The sequence below is a fragment of the Stenotrophomonas sp. STK17_22 genome, assembly GCF_051983905.1.
In the GTDB taxonomy this organism is placed as follows: Bacteria; Pseudomonadota; Gammaproteobacteria; order Xanthomonadales; family Xanthomonadaceae; genus Stenotrophomonas; species Stenotrophomonas maltophilia_A.
This window is the reverse complement of sequence record NZ_CP197010.1, coordinates 151,554-174,189: the sequence shown is the minus strand read 5'-3', so window position 1 is coordinate 174,189 and position 22,636 is coordinate 151,554. Positions and strand designations below refer to the sequence as shown.

The following is a 22,636-nucleotide window of genomic DNA, read 5'->3' as shown; positions in this document are numbered from 1 at the left end:
GTTTGCAATATGAAAGAGAGTGAGTGATGCTCGCCTACATGGTGCCCTTGTCGATACAAACGCTAGCACTTCGCGCAACGACTCCTGACCAGCTCGCCGAGCAGGTGGCGGAGGAGTACGGGCTCTATGTCCGGCTCTCAGAAGTGTGGATGCTGCTTGGCTACAACAGCATCAGCGCGGCCAGGCGCGCGGCGTATGACAACCGCCTGGGAATAGCAACCTCGACCATTCCCGGCAGGAAGGGGCGCATGATCCGATCCAGGGATCTCGCCCAATGGTTGTTCAATGCATCACGCGGCGCAGATCCCGTAACCAGTCGGCGGACCGCTCAATGATCCCAATCTGCCCATGGAGGTCCTCCAGATGAGCTAAGAAGACTCTCTGGGGCAGAAAAGACAAACCCCGGCTGGCAGGCCGGGGTCTGTTTAAGGCGCAGCGATGAGAACCGCTATGCCGAATCTACCCCCTTACCCCGATAAGAATCAACCCCTAGGCATTCCGGGAGGGAGGCGGCTGCCCGCCTCCCAGTAGATAGGCAGGGTTCCATGAATCAAGAAGAACTGGCCCAGCGTCTGCGGGAGCATGAGGGCCTAACTGTCGAACAGCGACAGCACATCCTTGAGATGGCTAGCTCGAGTCCAGCGCGGAAGCCAGGAAAAGGCGCGCTGAACAACGTTGTGACCCACTTCAACTCAGTCAAGTGTGGCCAGCTCATCACGCTGGAGAGTCATACCGTTGAACATATGTTCGCGCTGACTCTGGAGCTGGATCCGGATGTGCTTGGCTACTTCCCGCAGGTTGCCTGTAAGGGAGTGAGACTTGGCAATCATGTAAGGAGCGGCACCTTGGATTTTCTGGTCGTCCGCACCCGTCGCATTGAGCTGGTCGAATGCAAGGCCGGCTCCGCTCGTGACAGCTTGCTTGCGGCAAAGTCCGGTGAATGGGTCGACGTCGATGGAAATCTTCAGAACCTTGCCTATGGCCCTTGGGCAAGGCAGCGCGGCATGGAGCACGTCCTGTGGCTCAGTCCCTCCCGCGTCGACACGCCACTCCGGAACCTACAGGTCATCTATAACGAGGTGCGTATGGTACCCGCCAACGAGGCTCAAGCCTTGGGCAGACGCATCCATGCGCATCTCGCCGACGGCCCCAAGAGCCTCGATTGGATGATCGAGACTATCGAGGGATTCAACGTGAGCCAAGCGGCGCTTCTGCTTGGAACCCGCTGGGCCTTCGGTCCAGTTGAGCATGTTCCGCTCACGGACACGAGCAACTTCTTTTTGACCTTGAGTCAGGCTCAGGCTATTGAGATAGGAAGCAACTTCTTTGAGGTTGCCAGGCACTCTCGCAATCAACTGAACTCTGCGTTCGCAACGGCGACGCTAGTCGACGCCACCAACGCCGAAAAGCGGCTCGCATTGATTCAATCCGCGCATGCGAAGGGTACAGCCGTCCCCAAACACCTGCGTGAGATAGCGCGGAAGGTGATCGAGGCGCGAAGCAGAGGTGACAACGAACTCGAGCAGTGCCTTACCAGGTTTCATGCAAGCGGAAACCGAATGAGCCGGCTTACCCCCGTTCAGGAGAAGCGGACGGCTGAGGCAATTCGCGCATACGCCGCAGGCAAGTATTCACAGAAGAAGGACGCATACGCTGCGCTCAAGGAGGCCTGTGAATCTGACGGCGAGTCGCCACAGAGCCGCCAGGCCTTCGAACGCAGGCTCGCTGATCCGCGCCTGGAGCTGCGTAAGGTCCTTGCAACGCAGGGAATGCGTGGCTACCAAAAGCAAAGGCCGCGCTCGGACGCGCGCGACCGGTCGGGTACAGCCTTAGCTAAACATGCAGTCCTGCACGTGGACAGTACCAAAGTCGACGTGAGGGTGGTGAGCGACGATGGAATGGAAGCAAGCGCAGAGTCCCCTCTGATTTATCTAGGGACAGATGAGGCGACTGATCTGCCGATGGCGCATTCCATTGTCTTCGGGCCAGCACGGCGCGATGGTTTGGCCATCCTGATACGTGACTACGTCCGCAGACATGGACGACTGTTCAACAGCATCTTTGTCGATCGAGGAACGGAGAATCAGTCACACTTTCTCATTGCTCTGGCTTTGCGATATCAGTTCTCAATCCATATCTGCCCAACGGCAGGTTCGAGGTTCAACTCGGACGTAGAACGCTACTTTGGAAGGTTCAATTCCCAGGTCAGCCATGAGCTTGTCGGTAGCACCGATCCCGACAAGGCGGGCCGAGGCGTGGATGGGAAGTTCAAGAGCTACAAAACTGCCAAGCACCGCTTTGAAACCGTTCATACGGTTGCCAGGGAAACGCTTTATGAGCACTTCCCGAGCGTCCCTGTACAAGGCTTCGCAAGTCCGGCCGAACGGGCAGCCCACGCAGATCTTCTCTTTCCTAGTGCCGGCCTGCACGCATTGGTTGACGAAGAATTCCTCTTCAGAACCGCGATCCCGCACAGCAATAACAAGTATGTACCCGGACGAGGGTTCGAGGTGAATGGTCGGTACTTTCACTCCAATGAACTGAGGGAGCTCGACGCGTCATTCGATGTTGAGCAGCTTCGAACAGACCCGGAGGACCCGAGCTTCATCTGGGTTAGGACGAATCGTGGACTGTTCAAGGCGTTCTGCAACTTGATCGGGCCTCTAGCTAATTCCACCCTGATTGAGCGGTCATTCAGAGGTATGTATGACCAGCTCTACGCGCCATCGCTCCGCGAAGCAAAGCAGAGCGCGAGGCACGCTCAGGCGATGCGTACGGCAGCCGCGAACGCGAAGCCCAACACCGCGGCTCAACCCAAGCCGGGGGAGGCGGACTCCAGTAGCCTCCCTTCTCAATCAAATGACGCTCTTGACGAGATCGCTCTGCGCGGAATCAAGAAGCGAGCGATGGATGACTTTGACGATATTGAGTCGCCGTAGCTTGTGCAATTGGGGGCAAGCCCGCGCCAGTCATTCAAATTCACAGGAACCGATAGTGGACAGCAACTCTGGAATTCCTTTTGTGAATCATAGCCGCATGAGGACGGCTTACTCCGAACTCTTGAATGCCATCCAAGGTGCGCGCCCAGGTACGTTCGTCTGGGCATTGGCTCCTTCTGGCTCGGGCAAGAGTGAGATCAGACAAGCTATTCTTCCCGTCCTTGCCGGGAAGCAGAGCCTCTGGCCAGCTGGCACGCTTCCTTTGATATCGGTGCGTGCAATGGCCAATGATCGGGGAAAGTTCAACTCCAAGGATCTCACGCTGCGCCTCCATCACGCTGTGGTGGAACCAGACTTCGGCTGGCTGGAGAACAAGGACCGATCGGTCAGTACTGATGCGCACCATGTCCAGGCGGAGGCAGAGGTAAACAATCAGCTGTGGAAGAGAGTGAGGGCAACGCAGTCGCAGCCGAGATTGCAGCACAGCTTCGAATCTGTGGCGAAACAACGTCAACTTAAGTACATCTTCCTGGAAGAAGCGGCAACCTTGACGATGGTGCATCTTCATCAAACCAGCTATGGGTACATGTCGAACCTTGTGCGACTGATTGAAGAAATCGGCTGCGTCATAGTGATGCTGGCTACCCACACTGCGGAGAGTTTGTGGGCGGGACACCCCGACGTCTGGAATCGATCCCGGTTCGTCTACATCCGGCCGTATAACCTGAAGAATTCCCAAGACGAGCGGGATTTCGTTGCAGTGCTGAAGGGTATCGGGCAGAGCTTCAACCTGTCCGATCCCAAGCTCCTCGTTAAGAATACTGATTTGATGTACGCCAATGGTGCTGGCGTGTTCGGCCCCACTATCGACGTCGTCCATAGGGCTGAGCTCCGCCGAAAGAATGAGGGAGCGAACAGCATCACTGAAGCGCACTTGCACGCCAGCTCCTCAAGCGAGAAGGAGCTTGGAACCGTGTGGAGCAGCGTGCTGGCCTTCAACAAGCTTGCGGATCAGAGGCCCTTGAATGGTGAGAAGAGAATTGCTGACTTCCTGAAGCGCATGGGTACGGGGGAGTAGAGCGAAAATGACTACGGCACACATGCGGTATCGGTGGACAGCACTGCCGCCAATTGCACCGATCGACGGAGCCACCGCCCAGACTGAGTCACTTGGAGGGTACTTCCAGAGGATGTGCGAAACGACCGGGTTTACAAAGACACACCTCGCAGGAGTGCTTGACAAAGTTGCGGGTCAGCCAAGAAATGGACTGAGTGAGCGAAATAGCTTCGTGGGACCAGGGCAGGTGAGCCTTAACCGCGCGCGCGCGCTAGAGCAGCTGACTAACCAACGCCTGGTCGGCTGCACGCTCTCGCCTTTCATTAATGTCCTGCAGATGCGGGATGGCGGCCTTGCTGGCATCAATCGCCGCTGGTGTCCTGAGTGCCTGCTGGAGGCTGGCGAGAGTAACGGTCTAAGTGAGAGGCTCATCTGGAACTTCCTTCACTACTCGCATTGCTCCTTGCACTCAGTCAGAATCATTGATCGCTGCCAAGAATGCGGCAACAGTCAACAGTTGCGAAGGGGCAACGCGGCCTCGTGCGCCTATTGCGGTTGCAGCCTAGCGCGCGCAACCACGCACGAGAGGCCGAGCGCACTTCAGTCCTGGGCCAACGCCTCGATCGAGGACGTCGTACGCTGGACCGCAACCAACCCTGATGTGGTTATTCCTGCGGAGAACTATCAACGTTTCTTTGATGGGCTCCTTCAAGATGGGACATTGGATAGGCTGAAGATCGTTCATAACAGGTTCTGGAGGGATGCAATTCGCTTCAGACGAACTACTACCACTTTCAGAACGCTACTCAACCTATCCGCCATCAAATCTGTTGACATTATCGGAATTTTGACCGAACCAGTTCCGGCCTCATCGACTTCATTGTTTCCAAGCCATGAGGTGGACGGTGAGATCGCCTTTGATCTAGAGGACTGGGGGGCTCAGGCGAGGAAATTCGAAGTCGTGCTCCACGCGCTCTGCAAGGCCAATACGCGTGTCTTCCCTAGCCAGCAGTTCCTTAGCTTATTGTTGGTTTCTAAACGAAAAAGTTCTATCCACCGTGCGCCGTCATTCAGCGTCTACCTAGATCTTCAGAGGCAACCTGGCCAGGACCTTCTTGCGGGTCGGAACATGGCGAGCAGAATTATGGCCCTGTCCATGACCCTGCTTAAGAGCGGCATGCGCGAGCGGGGCGTAGCAAGTGAAGTTCTGAAGAGATTCGCCATTTCGGCAGAGATCGCTAGAGAGTGCGCCCGGACCGCAGTTGTTATTACAAAGGCCATGCGCTCTCCGGCCTTCCGAGCTTCCGGTGATCCCTTCCCGTGCCGCTGAAGAAGGCCAGAAGAAGACATCACTTCCCTGCGCAGCCGAGCGGGTTGTTCAACCGCGGGGTTCTACCCCGATATCACGGACGGTTCTAAAAGAGCTGCAACCTTCTGGTCCTGCCTGGCGACCCTTCGTCGCATCCTTGGGTTATGGCGTCGCTCTATGTAGTCAAACGCATCCGCTCGTGCTGCATACTTTGTGGCGCAGTTCGTTCGATAGATCCGCTCACGCTTGAGTGGCCCAAAGAGGGCTTCGCAGGCCGCGTTGTCGCCACAATGACCCACAGCGCTCATCGAGCAGATCAGCCCGTTAGCCGCTAGATGCCCTTGGTAGTCGGGCTGCGGAACTGGCTGCCTCAACCCGAATGCAGGATTACCTCATCGCTTCCTTGACGCTGCCACACCGCCATCTGCACAGCCCGGGTCACCATCTGGCGATCCTGTCGATCGTGTATTGACCAGCCCACGATGCGCTGGTCGTACAGATGCAGCTTGCCCTGTCGGGTCTTGATCTCGGTAATATCTGTCACCCACTCGGTTTCCGGCTCCAGCGCGAGAAAATCGCGTTCAAGCAGTTTGACCACGCCCGGCGCTGTCATGGCCGGAGTTGCGCACCGCCCGCGACGCTTGCGCTGGGGCCAGCCCTGCAGGCCGTCGGCGGCCATCAGGCGCGCATCCGTCAGTCATGAGAGCGTGGCCTGAATGACAGGCTTTGAAATTCCGAGAACACTGCAAATTCGATTGGTGGCCACAGCCCAGTTTCCAGATATGAGAAGTTGATTGACTCAGGGCAGCCGATGGGCAGCACCGCTGGAAGAGAAGGCTACGCCAGGCCGTTCCCGAAAGAATTGGCGATCCGGGGACATCAGTGTTACGAATTGCAATAACAAACTGTTGTCCTTCATGAGGGCCGTCGCCAATCAAACTCCGCCACCATGTACAAGCGCCATCACTGCATTGACCGAATAGGGCCTGCCACTTCATCGCGCGTCGGTGCGCTGAAAGGCACTGCTACCAGACGTACCCCCCTGCCTTCGCTTGGGGGACGGATCCGACGTCGCCCCTTACTTGCCTGAGGGGCCGGGGAACCAAAAGGCGATGCGCGTACGAGTGTTGCCGGAACGTCCAATTCCCCTGATTTGATTAGAATCTGCCCAGGTAGATAGGGGCTGTCAGCCGGCCATCGTCGTGCTGCAGCTAGGGACAGGAGGCGGCTACGCCGCCATGAGCACAAGGAGACATCAGGGTGTACTTGGCAGAGCTGTCTATCTCGAACTTCCGCAAGATCAACAACGCAGTACTGCACTTCCAAAGTGGACTGAACGTTCTGGTTGGTGCGAATAACGCGGGCAAGACCGCCATTGTCGATGCGTTGAGGTCTCTCCTTGCCGGGCACGATGAACCGTACCCGCGGTTGGACTCGGACGATATTCATCGGCCGAAGACAGGATCGCCTAGCGGCAACATCGTGTTCAAGTACATCTTCCGAGGGTTGAGCCCCGATGATGAAGCTGACTTCATGACTGCCCTGAAACCTGCCAAGGACGGGCAGATGGAGGCGCATATCACCATCAGCTTCTCCGAGGCGGATAAGACGGGGCGACTTAGAGCGAAGCGCTGGTGCGGAGACCATGATGATGTCGGCTTGACAACGGACATGATGGAGAACCTTCGTGGCGTCTATCTACAGCCCCTGCGCGATGCTTCTCAGGCTCTTAGACCCGGCCGCACAAGCCAGCTGTCCCGACTGTTTCAGCTGCTCGTTGATGACGATGGCAAGATCGAGATCAATAAGGCACTGAAGCTGCTGGATGATGAGCTCAAGACGAAAGCGCCGATTGTGAGCACCCATAAGGCGATAACCACTCGCCATTCCGAGATGTTGGGGCCACAGCTGTCCCAGCTGCTCGAGCTGGGGGTTAGCGTCAGCGATTTCCAACGCCTGGCTTCGCGTCTCTCCCTTACCGTTGATCTGTTCGAGCTTGAGCAAAACGGGCTCGGATTCAACAATCTGATCTTCATGGCGGTCGTTCTCAGCGAGCTGACCAAGAACCCGCAAGCCAGCTATCGAGGCCTGATCATTGAGGAGCCCGAGGCACATCTGCATCCCCAATTGCAGGCTGTGCTCCTGGGATACTTTGAGACCATCAAGGCAGTGGACAAAGAGAAGCCTGTCCAGCTGTTCGTTACCAGCCACTCACCCAACTTTGCCAGCATCGCCAACCTCGACAGTCTCACCTGTCTTGTCGACACCGGAATCAGGGTGGAGACTTTTTTTCCCCGAGACATCAAGTTTTCTGTCGGAAAGCGTGAGAAGCTTGAGCGCTATTTGGACGTCACTCGGGCTGAGCTCTTCTTTGCACGCCGCGCAATCCTGGTCGAGGGCGCTGCGGAATTGGTCCTTGTCAGTGTGCTCGCCGAGAAGTGCGGTCGCGATCTACGTAAGCATGGGGTAAGCCTCATCAGCGTTGAAGGCCTCAACTTCGACTCATTCATTCCACTGTTCGGCGAGAAGGCGCTGAAGATTCCTGTTTCCGTGCTTACGGATGCAGACCCAACAGGTCCGAGTGAAGAGGATGAAGAGGAAGAGGGCGATGGCAGCGCAGAAGCGGACGACCATGCGCCGGAAGATGGGACCTCTAGTGGAAAGAAGAAGGCGGCTCCTGTCTACCCTTCGATCGGCGACAAGGTGCAGGTGTCCGCCAATACCTTGAGTATGCTCAAGTTCGAGGATTCATATCTCAAGATCTTCCATGGGCTAAAGACGCTTGAGTATGACTTGGCCTTGTACGCCAGCAATCGCAAGATCATGCTTGCGGCGCTTAAGGAGCTACACCCGAAGATCTCTGCGAACCTGGAGAAGAAGGTAGACGCCGCTACGGGAGATGCAGAGAAGGCTCGCGTACTGTTCAGCGGAATGTTCGAGCGGAAGAACGGAAACGTCCAGAAGGGGCGCTTTGCACAAGCTTTGGCGTACCTGATCGCCAAGGCGAAAAAGGAAGAATTCACTGTTCCGGAGTACATCCAGTCTGCAGTCGAACACGCTTGTCAGCTTGGCCCGAAGAAGGCTGAAGACGAATGAGCACGGATACTACTCCTTCAGCTGAACAGCGTGAGATCATCACGGCACCATTGCATCCGATGTCGGTCATCGCTTGCGCGGGAAGTGGGAAGACCTTCACGGCTGTACGCAGGCTGGCCCACATACGTCAATGCCTCGGTGATCACCGGGGCCGGGTTGCGCTCCTGTCCTTCTCGAACATCGCCGTGGAGACCTTCAGGCGCGAGTACCAGGCACTCGCAATGGGATCGCTCAAGATCCCGTCCCACCAGCGTGTCGAGATCGACACATTGGACGGGTTCATTACGACAAATATTCTGCGACCCCACGCCCATCGGACGATGGGGTGTACCACGACCCCGTTCTTGCTATCAGGGAGCGAGTCATTCCTTTTAGGAAAGGACTATCGCTTCTGGGTGGAATCGCCGAGAACCGATAACTACCCAGTGCCCCAAGGGCATATCCATCGCGTTGTCATAGGCCCTTCTGGGGCTGAAACGGGCTTTTTCTATCAGAACTCCGGCATGCTGGCGAGGATCAACAATGGCCCAAAGGTTGCCGCAGCCTTGGGAAAACTGGGGGCTTACACCCATGAGCTGGCCCGCTACTGGGTCGACCTTACCCTCCGCGAACAACCCGAGATCCTCCGAGTCCTTGCGCGTCGCTATCCCCATATCCTCATTGATGAAGCCCAGGATATCGGCATCCTGCACCAGGTGATCATTGAGAGGCTCAGCCAAGCAGGCTCTCAGATTTCCCTTATTGGGGATCCCAATCAAGGCATCTACGAGTTCATGGGCGCGACCGGCTCGTTCCTGTCCAGCTACCACAGCAAACCCGGTGTTTCTGCGGCCGCCCTGACGAGGAACTATCGGTCCGTACCGGCCGTACTCGATCTCGCCAACGCAATCTCGGCGCGCACGGACGATCCGGATAGGACAGCGCCACCTACGCTCCACGGGGCCTACTTCGTTCCGTACACGACTGCCGATACGAAAAAGGTCGTGGCGGCCTTCCAGGCAACACTGGTCTCCGCTGGGTTGGACCCAGCACGCTCCGCCGTGCTCTGCCGCGCACGCAAGTGGGCCAACGAGCTGGCTGGGCATGGGGGTGCGCCTGGCGTGGGAACGACCAAGATCCTTGCCCAGGCAGCGATGGCGCGCGATATCCACTCCGACTACTCAACAGCATTCAGACTCGTGGCAACTGCCATCATGGGTTTGATCGACAACGCGCCCAAGGGCATCGTTGCTCGCCTGACTCAGCCTGTCAGGTACCCAGAGGAACGAGCACTTCGTCGTGTCATCTGGGCTTTTACGCGAGATCCGGTCTCGGGCCTGCCCAGCGCGGCGCTGCCCGCTATTAGCGATTGGCAGCCGGCAATGTTGCAACGTGTAAGGGTCCTGATGACCAATCTGAGCACAGCCCACGGTCTCAACCATACATCGTCCACGCTCGGTGCTCGGCTCTCGAAGAGGAGTTTGCCCGGCTCACCGCTAATGAGCCCGCCTGACCTAGGTGCCGATCAGCCCTTGCGGGTCAGAATCAGTACCGTGCATCAGGTCAAGGGCGAAAGCCTGGATGCCGTCCTCTACATGGCAACGAAACCGCATGTATCTGCACTGCTAGGCGGAGGTTCCACCGAGGACGGGCGAATCGGGTACGTGGCTGTGACCCGGGCAAGGGATCTGCTGTGGTTGGCTGTCCCTGTAACAGCTTTGAAGAGCCTTCGTGCCGATCTCCATGCAAAGGGCTTCAAGGACGCAACCGCTACGGCTGCAGCCCCAACGGCCGGACAGGGCAACGGTTCCCCCTGAATGGGCGCATTGGATAGCAACCCAACGCGGCACTGGAATCAACGTCAGCGCAGGAGATGAAGCTGAATGGGAGCAAGCATAGGTTTTCGCTAGATCGGACTTGAATACGTTTCCCTTGATGGAACTGGGTTCCTGCCGGTCAGCGGGGAGACTATGAGTGCTTGGCAACCATAGTTGCGCCAATGGATGCAGGAAATTTGCTCAACCTATGGTTGCGGATGGCGACAAACCTTTGGTTGCCCGTCTACTGTCGGCTTCTTACGCGCATCACGTTCGATGCTTGATGCGGGCACTGATCCTGATCGCCTCGCCGATCGCGCTGCTGCAGGCACAGGCGGCTGAGCGTGTCGGTCCTGCCGGGCACATCGTCGTACAGACAGACGATGTCACGCGCTTCTTCAAGGTGCTGGACGCCAACCATGGGCGCCCAAGCGCCGATGATCTGCAGCACGGCTATCTGGATGCGGGTACGGATGCCCTGCGCAGCTTCACCGACAGCCGTATCGGCTCGATGGAGCGGCTGGCCAGGGCCATCCAGGACAAGCCGGCATTGTTTGCGAAAGCGAGAACCTGCGCGGCCGCATTGCCATCGATCCGCACGCGCGTCGCCGCTGCCGTCGATCAGCTCGGCGCCCTGTTGCCATCTGCGCGCTTTCCTCCGGTCACCGTACTGGTGGGCCGCGGCAACAGTGGTGGCGTTACCACCGAAGCAGGTGTGGTCATTGGACTGGAAGCGCTGTGCAATGCGGACTGGATGCAGGCCGATGCAAGCGACCGCTTCGTGCACCTGATCGCCCATGAGTACGTGCACGTGCAACAGCCCGGCGCACGCGTTGATGTCGAGCAGCCCACCCTGCTCTATCAGACGCTGCTGGAAGGCGGCGCCGAATACGTGGCCGAACGGATCTCCGGGCAACCGGCCAACGCGCATCTGCAGCGTTGGGCGCAGGGTCGCGAGTGTGCGCTGGAGCGCGCGTTCCTGCAGGACAGCATGGGTACCGATCTTTCGAGGTGGCTGTACAACGGCCCCGGCGACGATACGCGCCGCGGAGATCTCGGCTACTGGATCGGCTACCGCATTGCCCACGACTATGTTGCGCGCGGGCCCGACACGCCCAACGCCATCGCCGAACTGCTGGATGTCCAGCCTGGAAACGCTGCAGCGCTGCTGAAAGCAAGTGGATGGCAGCCTGCGTGCGGAGCAGGCGAAAGCACACAGACGCACATGCCGTGATGCCGGCTTCATGCAGGTGAATGGGTGATATTGAACAGGCACAAGGCGATACGCCGGTGCAGATCAGCCCGCTTGATCCCGCTTGTTAAGGTTCGTTGATTTACAGGCCTTCACAGCCCATCCACGTACTCAAATTCCAGCTGAAAGCGCTTGGTAGCGCCGGGAACAAACGCCGCTATATTCCAGCTTCCCCAGACGAAGGAGGGAGTGGAATGAAACTGACCTCGCAACACATGAAGATGGCCCGTGCACTCAGCGTGGCGCTCATCGCCACCGTGAGCCTTGGCGCTTGCGCCTCTTACAAGAACGAGTTTGCAACGATCAACTCGCGTCTCGATCAGCTCGATGTAAAGGTGCAGGGCGCCGCCCAGAGTGCCGAGTCCGCCAACCAGTCGGCGCAGCAGGCCAACCAGCGTCTGGACCAGATCGAAGGTCGCGTGCAGCAGCTTGAAAGGGCACCAGCGGGCCGCAAGCCGCGCGGCTGATCGCTCCCTCACCGGTTGAACTGATCCACCTCTGTATCGGGAACCAGTGGCCTTCGCCGGCCACTGGCATCCTTCCACCAAGATTGCACTGCAAGGAGCCGTCCCATTCGTACCTCCTCCTCCCCTGCGCGCCGCGCCCTCCATGCCGCACTGGCCATGGCACTGGCCGTTGCGTGCAGCGGCGTAGCCAACGCCAGGGACAAGGACGCACCTGCACCCCCGGTCGCCGCAGTCGATGAACTGCCCGCTGACCAGAGCGTGTCCGAGACGGTGATCGAACTGGCCGGCTGGGTAGTCGCCAGCAAGGACAACCAGGGTTATCCGTTCGCGATCATGGACAAGGCGGCTGCGCAGGTACTGGTCTTCGGTGGAGACGGCAAGCTGCGCGGTGCCGCACCGGCGCTGTTCGGTTCGGCCATCGGCGATCACTCCGCACCCGGCGTTGCCAAGCTCGCGCTGAGTGCGATTCCAGGCCATGACCGCACTACCCCGGCGGGCCGTTTCATTGGTGGCTATGGCCCCTCCGACGATGCCGGTCGCGTGCTGTGGGTGGACTACGATTCCGCCGTTTCGATGCACCCGCTGCCGCCAGGCACTCCGAAAGAGAAGCGCGCCGAACGGCTGGCATCACCTTCGCCGGACGACAACCGCGTTACGCACGGCTGCATCAACGTCACGCCTGCGTTCTACGAGCAGATCGTGCAATCCACGTTCGAGAAGGGCGGCGTGTTCTACATCCTTCCGGACAAGGATTCGATCGCGAAGACGTTCCCGGAGTTCGCGCAGAGCCGGGGCGAAGCAAAGGACGAAGACGAGAAAGGCGCGCGGCGCGCGAGCAAGTAACAGACGCTTTGCCTGCGGCCTGTTGACGATGCGAGCCTGCGCTGCAGGCAGAGGTTCCCGGGTGCGCTCCTGGCAGGCCCCACCTGGACCCCACTCATCGCGGACGTCCCACCCTCGTGGCGCTGCCCATATGGACCGGATGAGGCATCGCGCTCCCACGACGTCAAAAAAATCCTTGAGTTCATTAGGATTTTTTGCGGGCTGGACACCTTTGCAAACAAATCCTTGTTTCAATGAGGATTTTCTTGCATCCAGCTCTTTTGCGAAAAAATCCTCAAGATCGAAAGGATTCTAAGGAATCCTGGGTTCTGCGCGAAGAATCCTCACTGCAGTGAGGATTCTATGGTATAGACGATGGGTCGAATCCAGAGCGTCAGGCTCTGCTGGGGGAGTTCCCATTGAAGATCAGGCTTGAGAAGGCTGAGGCCTTGGGACCACTGGTGAGAGCCGCCCGCAAGCATCAGGGACTGCGCCAGGATGCAACCGCCGAAGGCATCGGGGTCAGCGAGAATTTCCTGGCCAAGGTCGAACGCGGCGGTACCACGGTGCAATGGGGCAAGTTGTTCACCGTGCTTGACGAGCTGGGGCTGCATGTCGAAATCGACGTGCCGGACGAAGCGATGGCCCTGCTGGCCAAACGTGCCAACGGGAAGGTGCCATGAGCGCCCCCCGTATCGATCTCAAGGACGTCATTACAACGACCGTCCTGTCTGGACTGCACTATCCGCTTCCACCACGCGAACTGCAGGTCAGCATCGACGAAGCGCCGGTGGGCCGCCTGACCGAAGCAGCAAACCTGTGGCGCTTCACCTATGCGCCGGAGTGGCTCGGCAGCGCACATCGGTTTCCACTGGCGCCTGCGTTGCCACTGCAAGACACCGCCATCCTCGATGGCTCCAGCCAACGCCCCGTGCAGTGGTACTTCGACAATCTGCTGCCGGAAGAGCAGCAACGCACGCTGATGGCAACCGATGCCAGGGTGGATGGCGCGGACGCGTTCGCATTGCTGGCCGCCTATGGCGCGGAATCGGCAGGCTCGTTGACGCTGCTGCCTCCAGGCGAGCGCCTGCCACCCGGCGGCAGAAAACCACTGCCCGATGCGGAACTCTCCACGCGTATCCAAGGCCTGCCACGCAAGTCGCTTGCGGCGGGTGCCGCCAAGCGCATGTCACTGGCAGGTGCCCAGCACAAGCTGGCGATCATCGAGACAGGGGGAGAACTCTACCAACCTCTGGGCGCCGAGCCCTCGACCCACATCCTCAAGCCTGACAGCACCAGCAGCAGTTATCCCCACAGCGTGGCCAACGAGTGGTTCGTGATGCGCCTTGCACAGCGCATGGGGCTGCAGGTGCCGAAGATCGAGCGCCGCTACGTACCGGAGCCGGTCTTCATCATCGAGCGCTTTGATCGCGAAATCACCGCCGATGCCATCCATCGCCGTCATGCCATCGACGCCTGCCAGCTGCTCAACCTCGACCGGCAGTTCAAGTACACGCTCGGCAGCATCGACACCCTGAAGGTCATCGTCGAGCAATGCAGAAGCAAGCTCAAGACGCGCGTCCGCCTGTTCGACTGGTTGATCTTCAATGTACTCACCGGCAACAACGATGCGCACCTGAAGAACCTGAGCTTCCTGGTCGACAGCAGGGGCATCGAACTGGCCCCCCACTACGACCTGCTGTCCACCGCATGTTACGAGACCCGCGCGTATGCCGACGAGGGCGCACGTTGGCCAGAACGCTCGGAACTGTCGTGGCCCATTCTCGGTGTCGCGCGCTTCCACGACCTTCGTTTCGAGCATCTGGTTTCTGCCGGTGAAGCGCTGGGCCTGGGAAGGCCGGCTGCCACCCGGCAGCTGCGCCATCAGATCGACCGCATCACGAGCGAAGCCCAGGCGCTTTACGCGCTGGTGCTGCAGGAAAACCAGCAATGGTCGACCCGTTTCGACATCGGACCAACCCTGGAAGGCGAAGTGCATTTCCTGAGAACACTGGTCCACGTGATCATCGCCGACATGGTGAGGCAGCTTTCACCGGCATGATGCGGCCGCCGGAACATCATCCGGCGTCACCACCGATTACTCGCAGGACTCGCCTTCTTCCTTCAGCATCGCTTTGTCCACCGGCTGCTCGCGCTCGATCAGCGCGCGCTGCTCGTCGCTGGGTTCACCCAGCCACCAGATTCGGCAGCGCGCGGTAAGGCGGCCGACCATCTTCGACTGATCGGGCGAGTACAGCATCGCCAATGCGGTGCCGGGGCAGTCGTGGGCCTGGCAGGCGGTGTAGAACCACCATGGCTCGCCCTGCAGCACCACCAGCTCGCCGGGCCCGCTGGGCCCGCTCAACAGGCGTTCGCGCAGCGACGGAATCTCCTTGTCAGCAGATTCGGCCGCGGCTGTGTTCTTCATCAGGGCGTTGAACGCGGCCAGCACCTTCGGGTCCTTGCGGCCGCAGTCGTCCACGGTGTTACCGCCCACCAGGGTGAAGAAATGCGTCGCCAGCGGGTTGTCCGCACAGGTGAGTTCTCCGCCGGCGCTCGGGTCTTCCGGTTCGCCTTCGTTGTCCCACACCGAAGGGTCTACGCCGTCTTCGATGGACGGCGCCTGCTCGACCACCGTTGCCGTGGCCGCAGGTGCTTCGGTGGTTGGTGCCGGTGCGGTCGGTGCTGCATCCGGCGCTGGTGCCTGTCCGCAGGCGGCCAGCAGTGCGGCCGTCAGTGCCATCCCTGTTATTCGAATCTTCATTCCTTGTCCTTGTCTGATCTGCGGTGCATGCCGCCGCGCGGGCGCCTGCGTGATTCTAACCAGCAGCGCGCTAGGATGCGTTCGCACGTTCCCGTCATCGCCTGGAGCCGGACGCATGCACCGCACACGACTCGCCGTGATTTTCTGCAGTGCCCTGCTGCTGGCATCGCCGGCCATCGCCCACGATGCTGAAGGCGCGAAGCCCGCACAGCCTCTTCCTGATGCGGCCCTGCCCGCGCCTCTGGATCGCGTGCTGCGCGATTACGAACAGGCGTGGCGTGCGGGCGATGCCAAGGCGTTGGCCGGATTGTTCGCCGAGGATGGTTTCATCCTGCAGAGCAACCAGCCCCCCGTGCGCGGACGCAACGCGATCGAGGCCGCGTATGCCGGCCAGGGCGGCAGCCCGTTGCGGCTGCGTGCGTTGGCGTACTCGGTGGAGGGGAACGTCGGCTACATCATCGGTGCCTACACCTATGGCAACAACGCAGATGACACCGGCAAGTTCACGCTGACGCTGAAGCGCGTGGGCGACGGGCCGTGGTTGATCTTCTCGGACATGGACAACACCAGCGCGCCGCCGCGATCGCGTTGATGAATGCCGCCGGGCATGGCCCGGCGCTACCGAGCGCCAACCAAGGTTGGCAGCTACCAGAAGCGGGTTCCGTCGTAGATCCACGCCATGCGTGGATGGGGCGCGCGCAGAAAAAACCCCGGCACGTGGCCGGGGTTTTTCGATTCACTTGAACAGCGTGTCCGGATATTCCGGTTTCTGTTCCCGCGCCAGCAATGCGCGCAGGCCTTCTTCCGGCGTCTGCTCGCCGTGCAGCACGGCACGCACGCGGTCGGAGATCGGCAGGTCGATGCCATGACGGCGTGCCTGTCGCATCACTTCGTCGGCGGTCTGCACCGACTCGACCACCTGGCCGATTTCGCGCACGGCATCCTGCAGCGTCTGGCCGCGGCCCAGGGCCAGGCCCAGGCGGCGGTTGCGCGACAGGTCGCCGGTGCAGGTCAGCACCAGATCGCCCAGGCCCGCCAGGCCCATCAGCGTTTCCGGCTTGGCGCCGATCGCCGCGGCCAGGCGCAGCATCTCGTTGAGGCCACGGGTGATCAGGCCGGCACGGGCGTTGAGGCCCAGCTGCATGCCGTCGGCCACACCGGTAGCCACGGCCAGCACGTTCTTCATCGCGCCGCCCAGCTCGGCACCGACCATGTCGTCGCCGGTGTAGGCGCGGAACGCCGGGCCATGCATCGCCTCGGCCACCGTCTGCGCGAACTCGGGCACGTCGCCGTGCACGGTGATCGCGGTCGGCAGGCCCTGGGTCACTTCCTTGGCGAACGACGGACCGGTGACGACGGCCAGCGGCACGTCCTCACCCAGCACTTCGCGCGCCACTTCATGCAGGAAGCGGCCCGAACCAGGTTCGAAGCCCTTGGTGGCCCAGGCCACGCCGGCACCGGCCGGACGCAGCGGCGCCAGCGCACGCACGGTTTCACCGAAGGCATGCGACGGGGTGACCACCAGGATCCAGGCGGCGCCCTCCACTGCCGACGCCAGGTCGGTGGTGGCACGCAGGCTGTCCGGCAGCGGGATGCCCGGCAGGTAGCGCGGGTTCTCGTGGCGCTGGTCGATGGCCTCGACCACGGCAGCGTCGCGCCCCCACAGCACGGTCGGGTGACCGTGCCGTGCGAGCAGGCTGGCCAGCGCGGTTCCCCAGGAACCGGCGCCAAGCACGGCGATCTTGTCAGCGGTAGTGCTCATCCGTGACGTCGCGGCAGGAATCAGGCGTTGCCAGCCGGCTCGGAGTCAGCCAGCGACGGTGCGTCGCCCTGCTCCTGGCGCTGGCGCAGGGTTTCTGCGTACAGGCCTTCGAAGTTGATCGGCTGCAGGAAGAACGGCGGGAAGCCGCCGGCCTGGATCAGGTCGCTGATCAGCTGACGCACGTACGGGAACAGGATGTTCGGGCACTGGGTGCCGAGCAGCACGTCGATCGACTGCGGGTCCAGGCCGACCAGGCCGAACACGCCGGCCTGCTTCACTTCGGCCACGTAGGCGGTGCGCTCACCGGCCTGGCAGGTCAGGGTCACGGCCAGCACCACTTCGAAGGCGTTCTCGCCCAGGCGCTGCACCTGCTGGTTCAGGTTGAGCTGCAGTTCCGGCTGCACCTGGTCATTGAAGATGGTCGGAGCGTTCGGCGACTCGAAGGAGACGTCCTTGACGTAGATCTTCTCGACGGTGAAAGCAGGGCCGGTAGCGGCATCGACCGGCGCAGCGGCGCCGTTGGTGATCTCTTCGGACATTTCCAGTAACTCCAGGTGAATGCAATGAAAACGATGGTCGAACTACTGCGATGGGGGCGGGATCAGGCCCATACAAGGCCGGATCCGCCACCTGCGGCAATCAGTTGCGGCCCTTGACCAGCGGCAGCTCGGCCTGCTGCCAGGCGGGAATGCCGCCGTCGAGCACGTAGACCTTTTCGAAGCCGGCCTTCTTCAGCGCCTTGGCGGCGGTTTCCGAGGCGTTGCCGCTACGGCACACCAGCACCACCGGCGACTGCTTGGCGTTGGCCACCAGCTTGTTGTCCGGGCCGAAGGCACTGGCCTGGGCATTGCGGCTGCCGGCAATGTGGCCCTTCTCGAAGTCACCGCTGGCCGACAGGTCGACCACCACCGTGCCACCCGCGTTGATCAGCTGGGTCAGTTCGGCGGGCTTGATGCCCTTGAAGCCCCGGAACAGGCGGCGGATCTCGGTGACGATGATGGCCACGGTCAGGCCGACCAGGGCCGCGGACAGCATCGGGTTTCGGCCTGCAAAGGCCAGCAACTCTTCGTAATTCACTCAGGTCACGGGTCGATTAAGCGGGCGCCGATTGTCGCACAAGCCGGACGCGGCCCGTCACTGCCCCTTCCACAGGTCCGGCAGGCCGGCGGTCTGCCACCAGCGCTTGGCCTCGGCATCCCAGCGCCAGCGCTCGACCACCACCACGGTGCGTTCGGCCTGGGTGTTCTGGTTGATCACCCCGATTTCGACCCGGCGCTCGACCAGGCCCCCGTCCAGCGCGGCGCTGCTGCGCTCGCGGTAGGACGACACGCGCAGCTGCGCGTAGCGGTTGAGCTCGAACTCGGTGGGCGGCTTTTCCTTGCGCAGCTTGGGGTCCAGATAGCCGATGGCATCGTCCATGCTGCCCCAGCGGATGGTGGCGCCGTAGGCGATCTGGGTCTCTTCCAGCAGCTTGCGCTGCTTGCGGCTCAGGTCGTCTGCCGAAGCCACGGCGCTGGCCAGCAGCAGGGAACACATCAGGAACTGGATGAGGCGGCGCATCGGTGGTTTCCCCAGAACGTCAGCCTGCCATCCTACCCTTTGGCGAAGGCAACGAAGCGACCGCTGAACTCGGCGGCGGGCTTGCCATCGGCACCGGGCTGGGTGGCGATGATGCTGATGCGGGCCTTGCGGCGCTGGCGGAAGGTGTTCAGGAAGGCATCCCAGCCAGTGGCCTCGGCCGCTTCGGCATGGGCGTGCAGGTCTTCGTAGACCGGTGCCAGGTAGCGCAGGTTGCTGTCGGCCACGTAGACCTCGGCATCGTGGCCGGCCAGGCGCAGGCGCAGGCTGACCAGTGCCCAGCCGGACAGGGTCAGCACCGAGGCCAGGCTGCCACCGAAGGCGTTGCCCTTGTCATTGACGTTGGCGGCCAGCGGCGCCGTGATGCGCAGCACGCCATCGGCATAGCCGTCGAGCTGGATCTGCATGGCGCGGACCGCCGGCATGCAGTCAAGCACGTCCTGTAGGGCGGCCAGCGAGGAAGTCAGAGCATCAACGGACATCGGAGCAGGGACCACGACAACGAAGGGCCCGCATAATGCAGGCAATGGCCGACCATACGATACCCACTGGCGCCGCCGGTTCCGAACCGGGCTGGACCTTCATTTCGCTGCGACCGCAGGGCCAGAATTCCGCGCTGCGCCGCGCCGTTGCTGGGCTGGGCGGGCATGTGCTGGCCCTGCCACCCTGGCGCCTGGAGCGCCTGAACGGCACGCCAGTGGTGCACCAGCTGCAACGCGCGCTGAACTGCGATCGGGTGGTGTTCACCAGCCCGGCCGCCGTTACCGCAGCCGCCACCCTGTTGCCACTGGCCGAGGCACAACGCAGCCCGTGGCTGACCGTGGGCGAAGGCACCGCGCGCGCGCTGCGGGCGCAGGGCGTCGCCGAGGTGCATGCGCCGCAGCGGATGGACAGCGAGGGCCTGCTGGCGCTGCCGGTACTGGCGGACGTACGCGGCCTGCGCATCGGGCTGGTGACCGCCCCCGGCGGGCGCGGCCTGATTGCTGCGCAACTGCAGGCGGCCGGCGGCAGCATCGAGCGCGCCGATGTCTATCAGCGTCGCCTGCTGCGCCTGTCGCCACGCACGCTGGATCGATTGGCGCATTCAGCGTATCCGTGGGTGCTGGCGGTCAGCAGTGGTGAGGCGTTGCTGCATTTCTGGCAGCAGCTTCCGCCGGCATTGCAGCAACGCTGTCAGGCACATGCCACCGCCGTCGTGGCCAGCGAACGGCTGGGCGAACAGGCGCACGCATTGGGGCTGCAGCGCGTGGCGCGCGCGGCCGGGCCCACCACCGCCCAGCTGGTGGCGGCTGCACACGCCACGCTCACCGTCCCGGCAGCGAACTGAACAGGGACGTGGGTCACGCTTGCCGCTGTGGTCGGCAACAGTGATGCTGTGCACAACGCGGCCTGCCGGAACCTGACCGGCGACGGTGCCGACAAGGAAGCCCCATGAACGAGACTCCGCCCGTTTCCCCGCCCCGTCGACCCGTGCGCTGGCTGCTGCCGCTGGCCGGGGTGGTCGTGCTTGGCGTGGGCGGCTATGCCGGCTGGTACGTCTGGCAGCAGCAACAAAACGAACAGGAAGCGCAGGCGCAGACCACGGCCGTACAGCTGCAGGGCCTGCAGGCGACGCTGGATGCATTGCGCCGCGACCAGCGCGCAACCAGCCAGCGCCTGCAGGATGCGGCGACCACCAACCGCGTGCTGCGCGACGAGATGCTGGGCCTTTCCCAGCGCAGTGCGCTGCTGGAAGAGAACCTGGCCAAGCTGGCCGACAGCGCCAACCAGGGCCGTCAGGCGGTACAGCGCGATGAGGCCGAACTGCTGCTGACCCAGGCGGCGCAGCGCCTGAACTACGCCGACGACGTGGAAGGCGCACGCCGCCTGTATGCACAGGCCGCCACCGCGCTGGCCGATCTGCCCGACAGCGACGGCCTGAACCTGCGCCAGGCCCTGGTACAGGAACGCGATGCACTGGATGCGCTGGGCACCGGCCCGCGCGTGCAATCGCTGCAGCGGTTGGATGCCCTGGCCAAGGCCCTGCAGGGCCTGCCCTCGCAGGTGACGGGTAGCACCGCGCCCGGCGCCGGCAAGCCCTGGTGGCAGGCCACGCTGGCACCGTTCGTGGACATCACCCCGAGCCGCCAGAATGGCCCGCTGACCGCCGCCGAACGCCGCAATGCCGACGATGCGCTGCAGCTGGAACTGACCCTGGCGCGTGCCGCAATCGAACGTGGCGACCGCACCGGTCGCGATACCGCGTTGGCGCGCGTGGAACACTGGGCACAGCGGCGTTGGCCGGATTCACCGGCCCTGCGCGCGCAACGTGCTGAACTGAAGGCCTTGCGCGAGCTTCCGCTGCAGGCCAGCAACAGCGTTCTTGGCAGCACCCTGCAGCAACTGCGCACCCAGACCGACCGGAGGTAATCCCCCATGAAACCCCTGCAATCCCTGGTCGTGCTGTTGCTGGCCGTGGCCATCGGCGTGGTGGCCGCGCAATGGCTCGGCGCCGATGACCTCAACCGCTTCGGCGAAGTGACCCTGCGCTACGGCGGCTACGACTACCACAGCAACCTGCCCAAGGTGGCACTGCTGTCGGTGATCGCGGTGCTGGTGCTGTGGCTGCTGTGGAGCCTGATCGCTGCACCGTTCCGCGCCTGGGGCCGCTACCGCCGCAAGCAGGGCCGGGTGCGCCTGATCGACGGCCTGCAGGCCTATGAGCACGGCCAGTGGCAGCGCGCGGAAAAGCTGCTGGATGGTGCCGCCAAGGATCCGGAAGTGAGCGCGGTGGCGCTGGCCAATGCCGTGCGCAGTGCGCAGGCACGTGCCGACGGCCCCGCCGGTGAAGCCCTGCTGCAGCGCCTGGGCGAGAGCGATGCCACCCTGCAGGCGCTTCTACGCGCCGAACAGCTGCTGGCGCGCGATCTGCCGGTGGATGCGATCAACGCGTTGGATGTGGCGACGATCCAGCCGCTGCCGCCGCGCGGCCTGTGGCTGCGTACCGAAGCGCTGGCACAGGCCGGCCGCGCCCACGAGGCGTATGGCCAGCTGGGTGCACTGCGCCAGAGCAAGGTGCTGCCGGCCGACGCCAACAGCGAACTGGAAGCACGCCTGGCCGCACAGGCGCTGCTGGAAGCAGCCGACGTCAATGCGCTGGCCGCGCAGTGGGAAGCCACGCCGAAGGCACTGCGACCGACCCCGGACGTGGTGGGTGCGTATGCCAGCCGTGCGGTTGCGTTGAACTGGGACGAACCGGCGCTGCTGGCGTTGGAACAGGCACTGGACCAGCGTTGGGACGACGAACTGGTGGCGCTGTATGGCCGCCTGCCGGCCGAGCGCCTGGCCACGCGTCAGGCCAACCTCGCGCGCTGGCGCAACGTGCACGACAGCTCGGCTGCGCTGCGCCTGGCACAGGGCCGCGTGGCCCTGGCCCAGCAGCAGTGGGATGCCGCCGATGCGTTCCTGCACGAGGCCATCGCCGCGGGCGCCGGTGCCCCGGCGTGGGAGGCACTGGGTGAGCTGTTCGCACAGCGTGGCGAGCACGCGCTGGCTGCGCAGTGCCTGGCCAATGCGCTGCGACTGCAGCGTGGCGAGGACAGCGTGGAACTGGTGCGCGGCACCGAAGCGCCGCTGCGTGCCACGGTGGAGGAGCAGCCGGTTACGGTGCAGCCGCCGGTGTATGACGCCAACGAAGAGCGCGACGAATTCGGCAATCCGCGGTTGCCGTGATTCCTGCTGAAGTGTGCCGACCAACGGTCGGCACCCACCGGAGCAGAAAAAACGCCGCCCATTGGGCGGCGTTTTCATCTGTG

General features: G+C 62.1%; 21 protein-coding genes and 1 pseudogene. 15 read left to right on the top strand and 7 right to left on the bottom strand.

All coding sequences use genetic code 11. The features are described 5' to 3' along the window. Window positions 1–26: 26 nt before the first annotated feature. The 4 genes from ACSYS9_RS00730 (at window position 27) to ACSYS9_RS00715 (ending at window position 5,326) form a co-directional block, all read left to right on the top strand. Window positions 27–335 carry a hypothetical protein gene (locus tag ACSYS9_RS00730; RefSeq protein WP_049462213.1) on the top strand — a complete coding sequence of 103 codons (309 nt, stop codon included), beginning with the start codon at window positions 27–29 and terminating at the stop codon, window positions 333–335. A 210-nt stretch (window positions 336–545) separates the two neighbouring features. Beyond that, window positions 546–2,939, top strand: coding sequence for a transposase (locus tag ACSYS9_RS00725; protein WP_239684304.1), 2,394 nt, complete (start codon window positions 546–548; stop codon window positions 2,937–2,939). A gap of 55 nt (window positions 2,940–2,994) precedes the next feature. Next, window positions 2,995–4,017: a transposition helper protein gene (locus ACSYS9_RS00720; protein WP_223224734.1), complete on the top strand. Its 1,023-nt coding sequence runs from the start codon at window positions 2,995–2,997 to the stop codon at window positions 4,015–4,017. A gap of 7 nt (window positions 4,018–4,024) precedes the next feature. Further along, on the top strand, window positions 4,025–5,326 hold the full coding sequence (locus ACSYS9_RS00715; RefSeq protein ID WP_080356541.1) for a TniQ family protein: 1,302 nt from the start codon (window positions 4,025–4,027) through the stop codon (window positions 5,324–5,326). 62 nt (window positions 5,327–5,388) lie between these two features. Here ACSYS9_RS00715 and ACSYS9_RS00710 read toward each other — a convergent pair. Beyond that, window positions 5,389–5,993 (bottom strand): annotated as a pseudogene (locus tag ACSYS9_RS00710) (IS3 family transposase); the annotation flags it as partial. A 572-nt stretch (window positions 5,994–6,565) separates the two neighbouring features. Between ACSYS9_RS00710 and ACSYS9_RS00705 the strand changes: the two are divergent. The 7 genes from ACSYS9_RS00705 (at window position 6,566) to ACSYS9_RS00675 (ending at window position 14,800) form a co-directional block, all read left to right on the top strand. Continuing rightward, window positions 6,566–8,401: an ATP-dependent nuclease gene (locus ACSYS9_RS00705; protein ID WP_049462214.1), complete on the top strand. Its 1,836-nt coding sequence runs from the start codon at window positions 6,566–6,568 to the stop codon at window positions 8,399–8,401. Beyond that, complete coding sequence (locus tag ACSYS9_RS00700) at window positions 8,398–10,197, top strand: UvrD-helicase domain-containing protein (RefSeq protein WP_049462215.1); 1,800 nt, start codon at window positions 8,398–8,400, stop codon at window positions 10,195–10,197. The genes ACSYS9_RS00705 and ACSYS9_RS00700 overlap by 4 nt, the downstream gene beginning before the upstream one ends. A gap of 283 nt (window positions 10,198–10,480) precedes the next feature. Then, entirely contained in the window at window positions 10,481–11,431 is a 951-nt protein-coding gene (locus ACSYS9_RS00695; protein WP_071228803.1) for a DUF2268 domain-containing putative Zn-dependent protease, read from the top strand. A gap of 212 nt (window positions 11,432–11,643) precedes the next feature. Next, the gene (locus tag ACSYS9_RS00690) at window positions 11,644–11,916 is read left to right on the top strand and encodes a hypothetical protein (protein WP_012509703.1); all 273 of its coding nucleotides are present in this window, start codon (window positions 11,644–11,646) and stop codon (window positions 11,914–11,916) included. Window positions 11,917–12,072: 156 nt separating this feature from the next. Continuing rightward, window positions 12,073–12,759 carry a hypothetical protein gene (locus ACSYS9_RS00685; protein WP_071228804.1) on the top strand — a complete coding sequence of 229 codons (687 nt, stop codon included), beginning with the start codon at window positions 12,073–12,075 and terminating at the stop codon, window positions 12,757–12,759. 440 nt (window positions 12,760–13,199) lie between these two features. Beyond that, window positions 13,200–13,421 carry a helix-turn-helix domain-containing protein gene (locus ACSYS9_RS00680; protein WP_200881082.1) on the top strand — a complete coding sequence of 74 codons (222 nt, stop codon included), beginning with the start codon at window positions 13,200–13,202 and terminating at the stop codon, window positions 13,419–13,421. Next, complete coding sequence (locus ACSYS9_RS00675) at window positions 13,418–14,800, top strand: HipA domain-containing protein (protein WP_081352329.1); 1,383 nt, start codon at window positions 13,418–13,420, stop codon at window positions 14,798–14,800. Before ACSYS9_RS00680 ends, ACSYS9_RS00675 begins: the two co-directional genes overlap by 4 nt. Window positions 14,801–14,836: 36 nt before the next feature. On the opposite strand, the gene ACSYS9_RS00670 is transcribed toward ACSYS9_RS00675, so the two are convergent. Beyond that, window positions 14,837–15,502 carry an Ivy family c-type lysozyme inhibitor gene (locus ACSYS9_RS00670; protein ID WP_071228805.1) on the bottom strand — a complete coding sequence of 222 codons (666 nt, stop codon included), beginning with the start codon at window positions 15,500–15,502 and terminating at the stop codon, window positions 14,837–14,839. Between the two features lie 115 nt (window positions 15,503–15,617). Between ACSYS9_RS00670 and ACSYS9_RS00665 the strand changes: the two genes are divergently transcribed. Continuing rightward, on the top strand, window positions 15,618–16,094 hold the full coding sequence (locus ACSYS9_RS00665) for a YybH family protein (protein ID WP_071228806.1): 477 nt from the start codon (window positions 15,618–15,620) through the stop codon (window positions 16,092–16,094). Window positions 16,095–16,238: 144 nt separating this feature from the next. On the opposite strand, the gene ACSYS9_RS00660 is transcribed toward ACSYS9_RS00665, so the two are convergent. The 5 genes from ACSYS9_RS00660 to ACSYS9_RS00640 form a co-directional block, all read right to left on the bottom strand. Then, window positions 16,239–17,264 (bottom strand): NAD(P)H-dependent glycerol-3-phosphate dehydrogenase, encoded by a 1,026-nt coding sequence (locus ACSYS9_RS00660; RefSeq protein WP_005407597.1) that lies wholly within the window; start codon window positions 17,262–17,264, stop codon window positions 16,239–16,241. A gap of 20 nt (window positions 17,265–17,284) precedes the next feature. Continuing rightward, window positions 17,285–17,803 (bottom strand): protein-export chaperone SecB, encoded by a 519-nt coding sequence (secB, locus tag ACSYS9_RS00655; RefSeq protein ID WP_005407596.1) that lies wholly within the window; start codon window positions 17,801–17,803, stop codon window positions 17,285–17,287. Between the two features lie 100 nt (window positions 17,804–17,903). Next, window positions 17,904–18,341, bottom strand: coding sequence for a rhodanese-like domain-containing protein (locus ACSYS9_RS00650; protein ID WP_004134671.1), 438 nt, complete (start codon window positions 18,339–18,341; stop codon window positions 17,904–17,906). 57 nt (window positions 18,342–18,398) lie between these two features. Then, window positions 18,399–18,824: a hypothetical protein gene (locus tag ACSYS9_RS00645; protein WP_049423133.1), complete on the bottom strand. Its 426-nt coding sequence runs from the start codon at window positions 18,822–18,824 to the stop codon at window positions 18,399–18,401. Between the two features lie 32 nt (window positions 18,825–18,856). Further along, window positions 18,857–19,324, bottom strand: a complete 468-nt coding sequence (locus ACSYS9_RS00640; RefSeq protein ID WP_005407593.1) for a YiiD C-terminal domain-containing protein — start codon at window positions 19,322–19,324, stop codon at window positions 18,857–18,859. A 35-nt stretch (window positions 19,325–19,359) separates the two neighbouring features. Between ACSYS9_RS00640 and ACSYS9_RS00635 the strand changes: the two genes are divergently transcribed. The 3 genes from ACSYS9_RS00635 to ACSYS9_RS00625 all read left to right on the top strand — a co-directional run bounded on the left by ACSYS9_RS00635 (window position 19,360) and on the right by ACSYS9_RS00625 (window position 22,553). Further along, window positions 19,360–20,169 (top strand): uroporphyrinogen-III synthase, encoded by an 810-nt coding sequence (locus tag ACSYS9_RS00635; RefSeq protein ID WP_071228807.1) that lies wholly within the window; start codon window positions 19,360–19,362, stop codon window positions 20,167–20,169. 104 nt (window positions 20,170–20,273) lie between these two features. Continuing rightward, window positions 20,274–21,251, top strand: coding sequence for a uroporphyrinogen-III C-methyltransferase (locus ACSYS9_RS00630; RefSeq protein ID WP_071228808.1), 978 nt, complete (start codon window positions 20,274–20,276; stop codon window positions 21,249–21,251). Between the two features lie 6 nt (window positions 21,252–21,257). Continuing rightward, window positions 21,258–22,553: a heme biosynthesis HemY N-terminal domain-containing protein gene (locus tag ACSYS9_RS00625; protein ID WP_032130162.1), complete on the top strand. Its 1,296-nt coding sequence runs from the start codon at window positions 21,258–21,260 to the stop codon at window positions 22,551–22,553. Window positions 22,554–22,636 lie beyond the last annotated feature (83 nt).

Coding starts and splice junctions, on each gene's coding strand:
- ACSYS9_RS00685 (WP_071228804.1), top strand. CDS start 12,073: ATGGCACTGGCCGTTGCGTGCAGCGGCGTAGCCAACGCCAGGGACAAG.
- ACSYS9_RS00690 (WP_012509703.1), top strand. CDS start 11,644: ATGAAACTGACCTCGCAACACATGAAGATGGCCCGTGCACTCAGCGTG.
- ACSYS9_RS00695 (WP_071228803.1), top strand. CDS start 10,481: ATGCGGGCACTGATCCTGATCGCCTCGCCGATCGCGCTGCTGCAGGCA.
- ACSYS9_RS00640 (WP_005407593.1), bottom strand. CDS start 19,324: ATGTCCGTTGATGCTCTGACTTCCTCGCTGGCCGCCCTACAGGACGTG.
- ACSYS9_RS00715 (WP_080356541.1), top strand. CDS start 4,025: ATGACTACGGCACACATGCGGTATCGGTGGACAGCACTGCCGCCAATT.
- ACSYS9_RS00725 (WP_239684304.1), top strand. CDS start 546: ATGAATCAAGAAGAACTGGCCCAGCGTCTGCGGGAGCATGAGGGCCTA.
- ACSYS9_RS00625 (WP_032130162.1), top strand. CDS start 21,258: ATGAAACCCCTGCAATCCCTGGTCGTGCTGTTGCTGGCCGTGGCCATC.
- ACSYS9_RS00700 (WP_049462215.1), top strand. CDS start 8,398: ATGAGCACGGATACTACTCCTTCAGCTGAACAGCGTGAGATCATCACG.
- ACSYS9_RS00660 (WP_005407597.1), bottom strand. CDS start 17,264: ATGAGCACTACCGCTGACAAGATCGCCGTGCTTGGCGCCGGTTCCTGG.
- ACSYS9_RS00665 (WP_071228806.1), top strand. CDS start 15,618: ATGCACCGCACACGACTCGCCGTGATTTTCTGCAGTGCCCTGCTGCTG.
- ACSYS9_RS00675 (WP_081352329.1), top strand. CDS start 13,418: ATGAGCGCCCCCCGTATCGATCTCAAGGACGTCATTACAACGACCGTC.
- ACSYS9_RS00635 (WP_071228807.1), top strand. CDS start 19,360: ATGCAGGCAATGGCCGACCATACGATACCCACTGGCGCCGCCGGTTCC.
- ACSYS9_RS00645 (WP_049423133.1), bottom strand. CDS start 18,824: ATGCGCCGCCTCATCCAGTTCCTGATGTGTTCCCTGCTGCTGGCCAGC.
- ACSYS9_RS00630 (WP_071228808.1), top strand. CDS start 20,274: ATGAACGAGACTCCGCCCGTTTCCCCGCCCCGTCGACCCGTGCGCTGG.
- ACSYS9_RS00730 (WP_049462213.1), top strand. CDS start 27: ATGCTCGCCTACATGGTGCCCTTGTCGATACAAACGCTAGCACTTCGC.
- ACSYS9_RS00670 (WP_071228805.1), bottom strand. CDS start 15,502: ATGAAGATTCGAATAACAGGGATGGCACTGACGGCCGCACTGCTGGCC.
- secB (WP_005407596.1), bottom strand. CDS start 17,803: ATGTCCGAAGAGATCACCAACGGCGCCGCTGCGCCGGTCGATGCCGCT.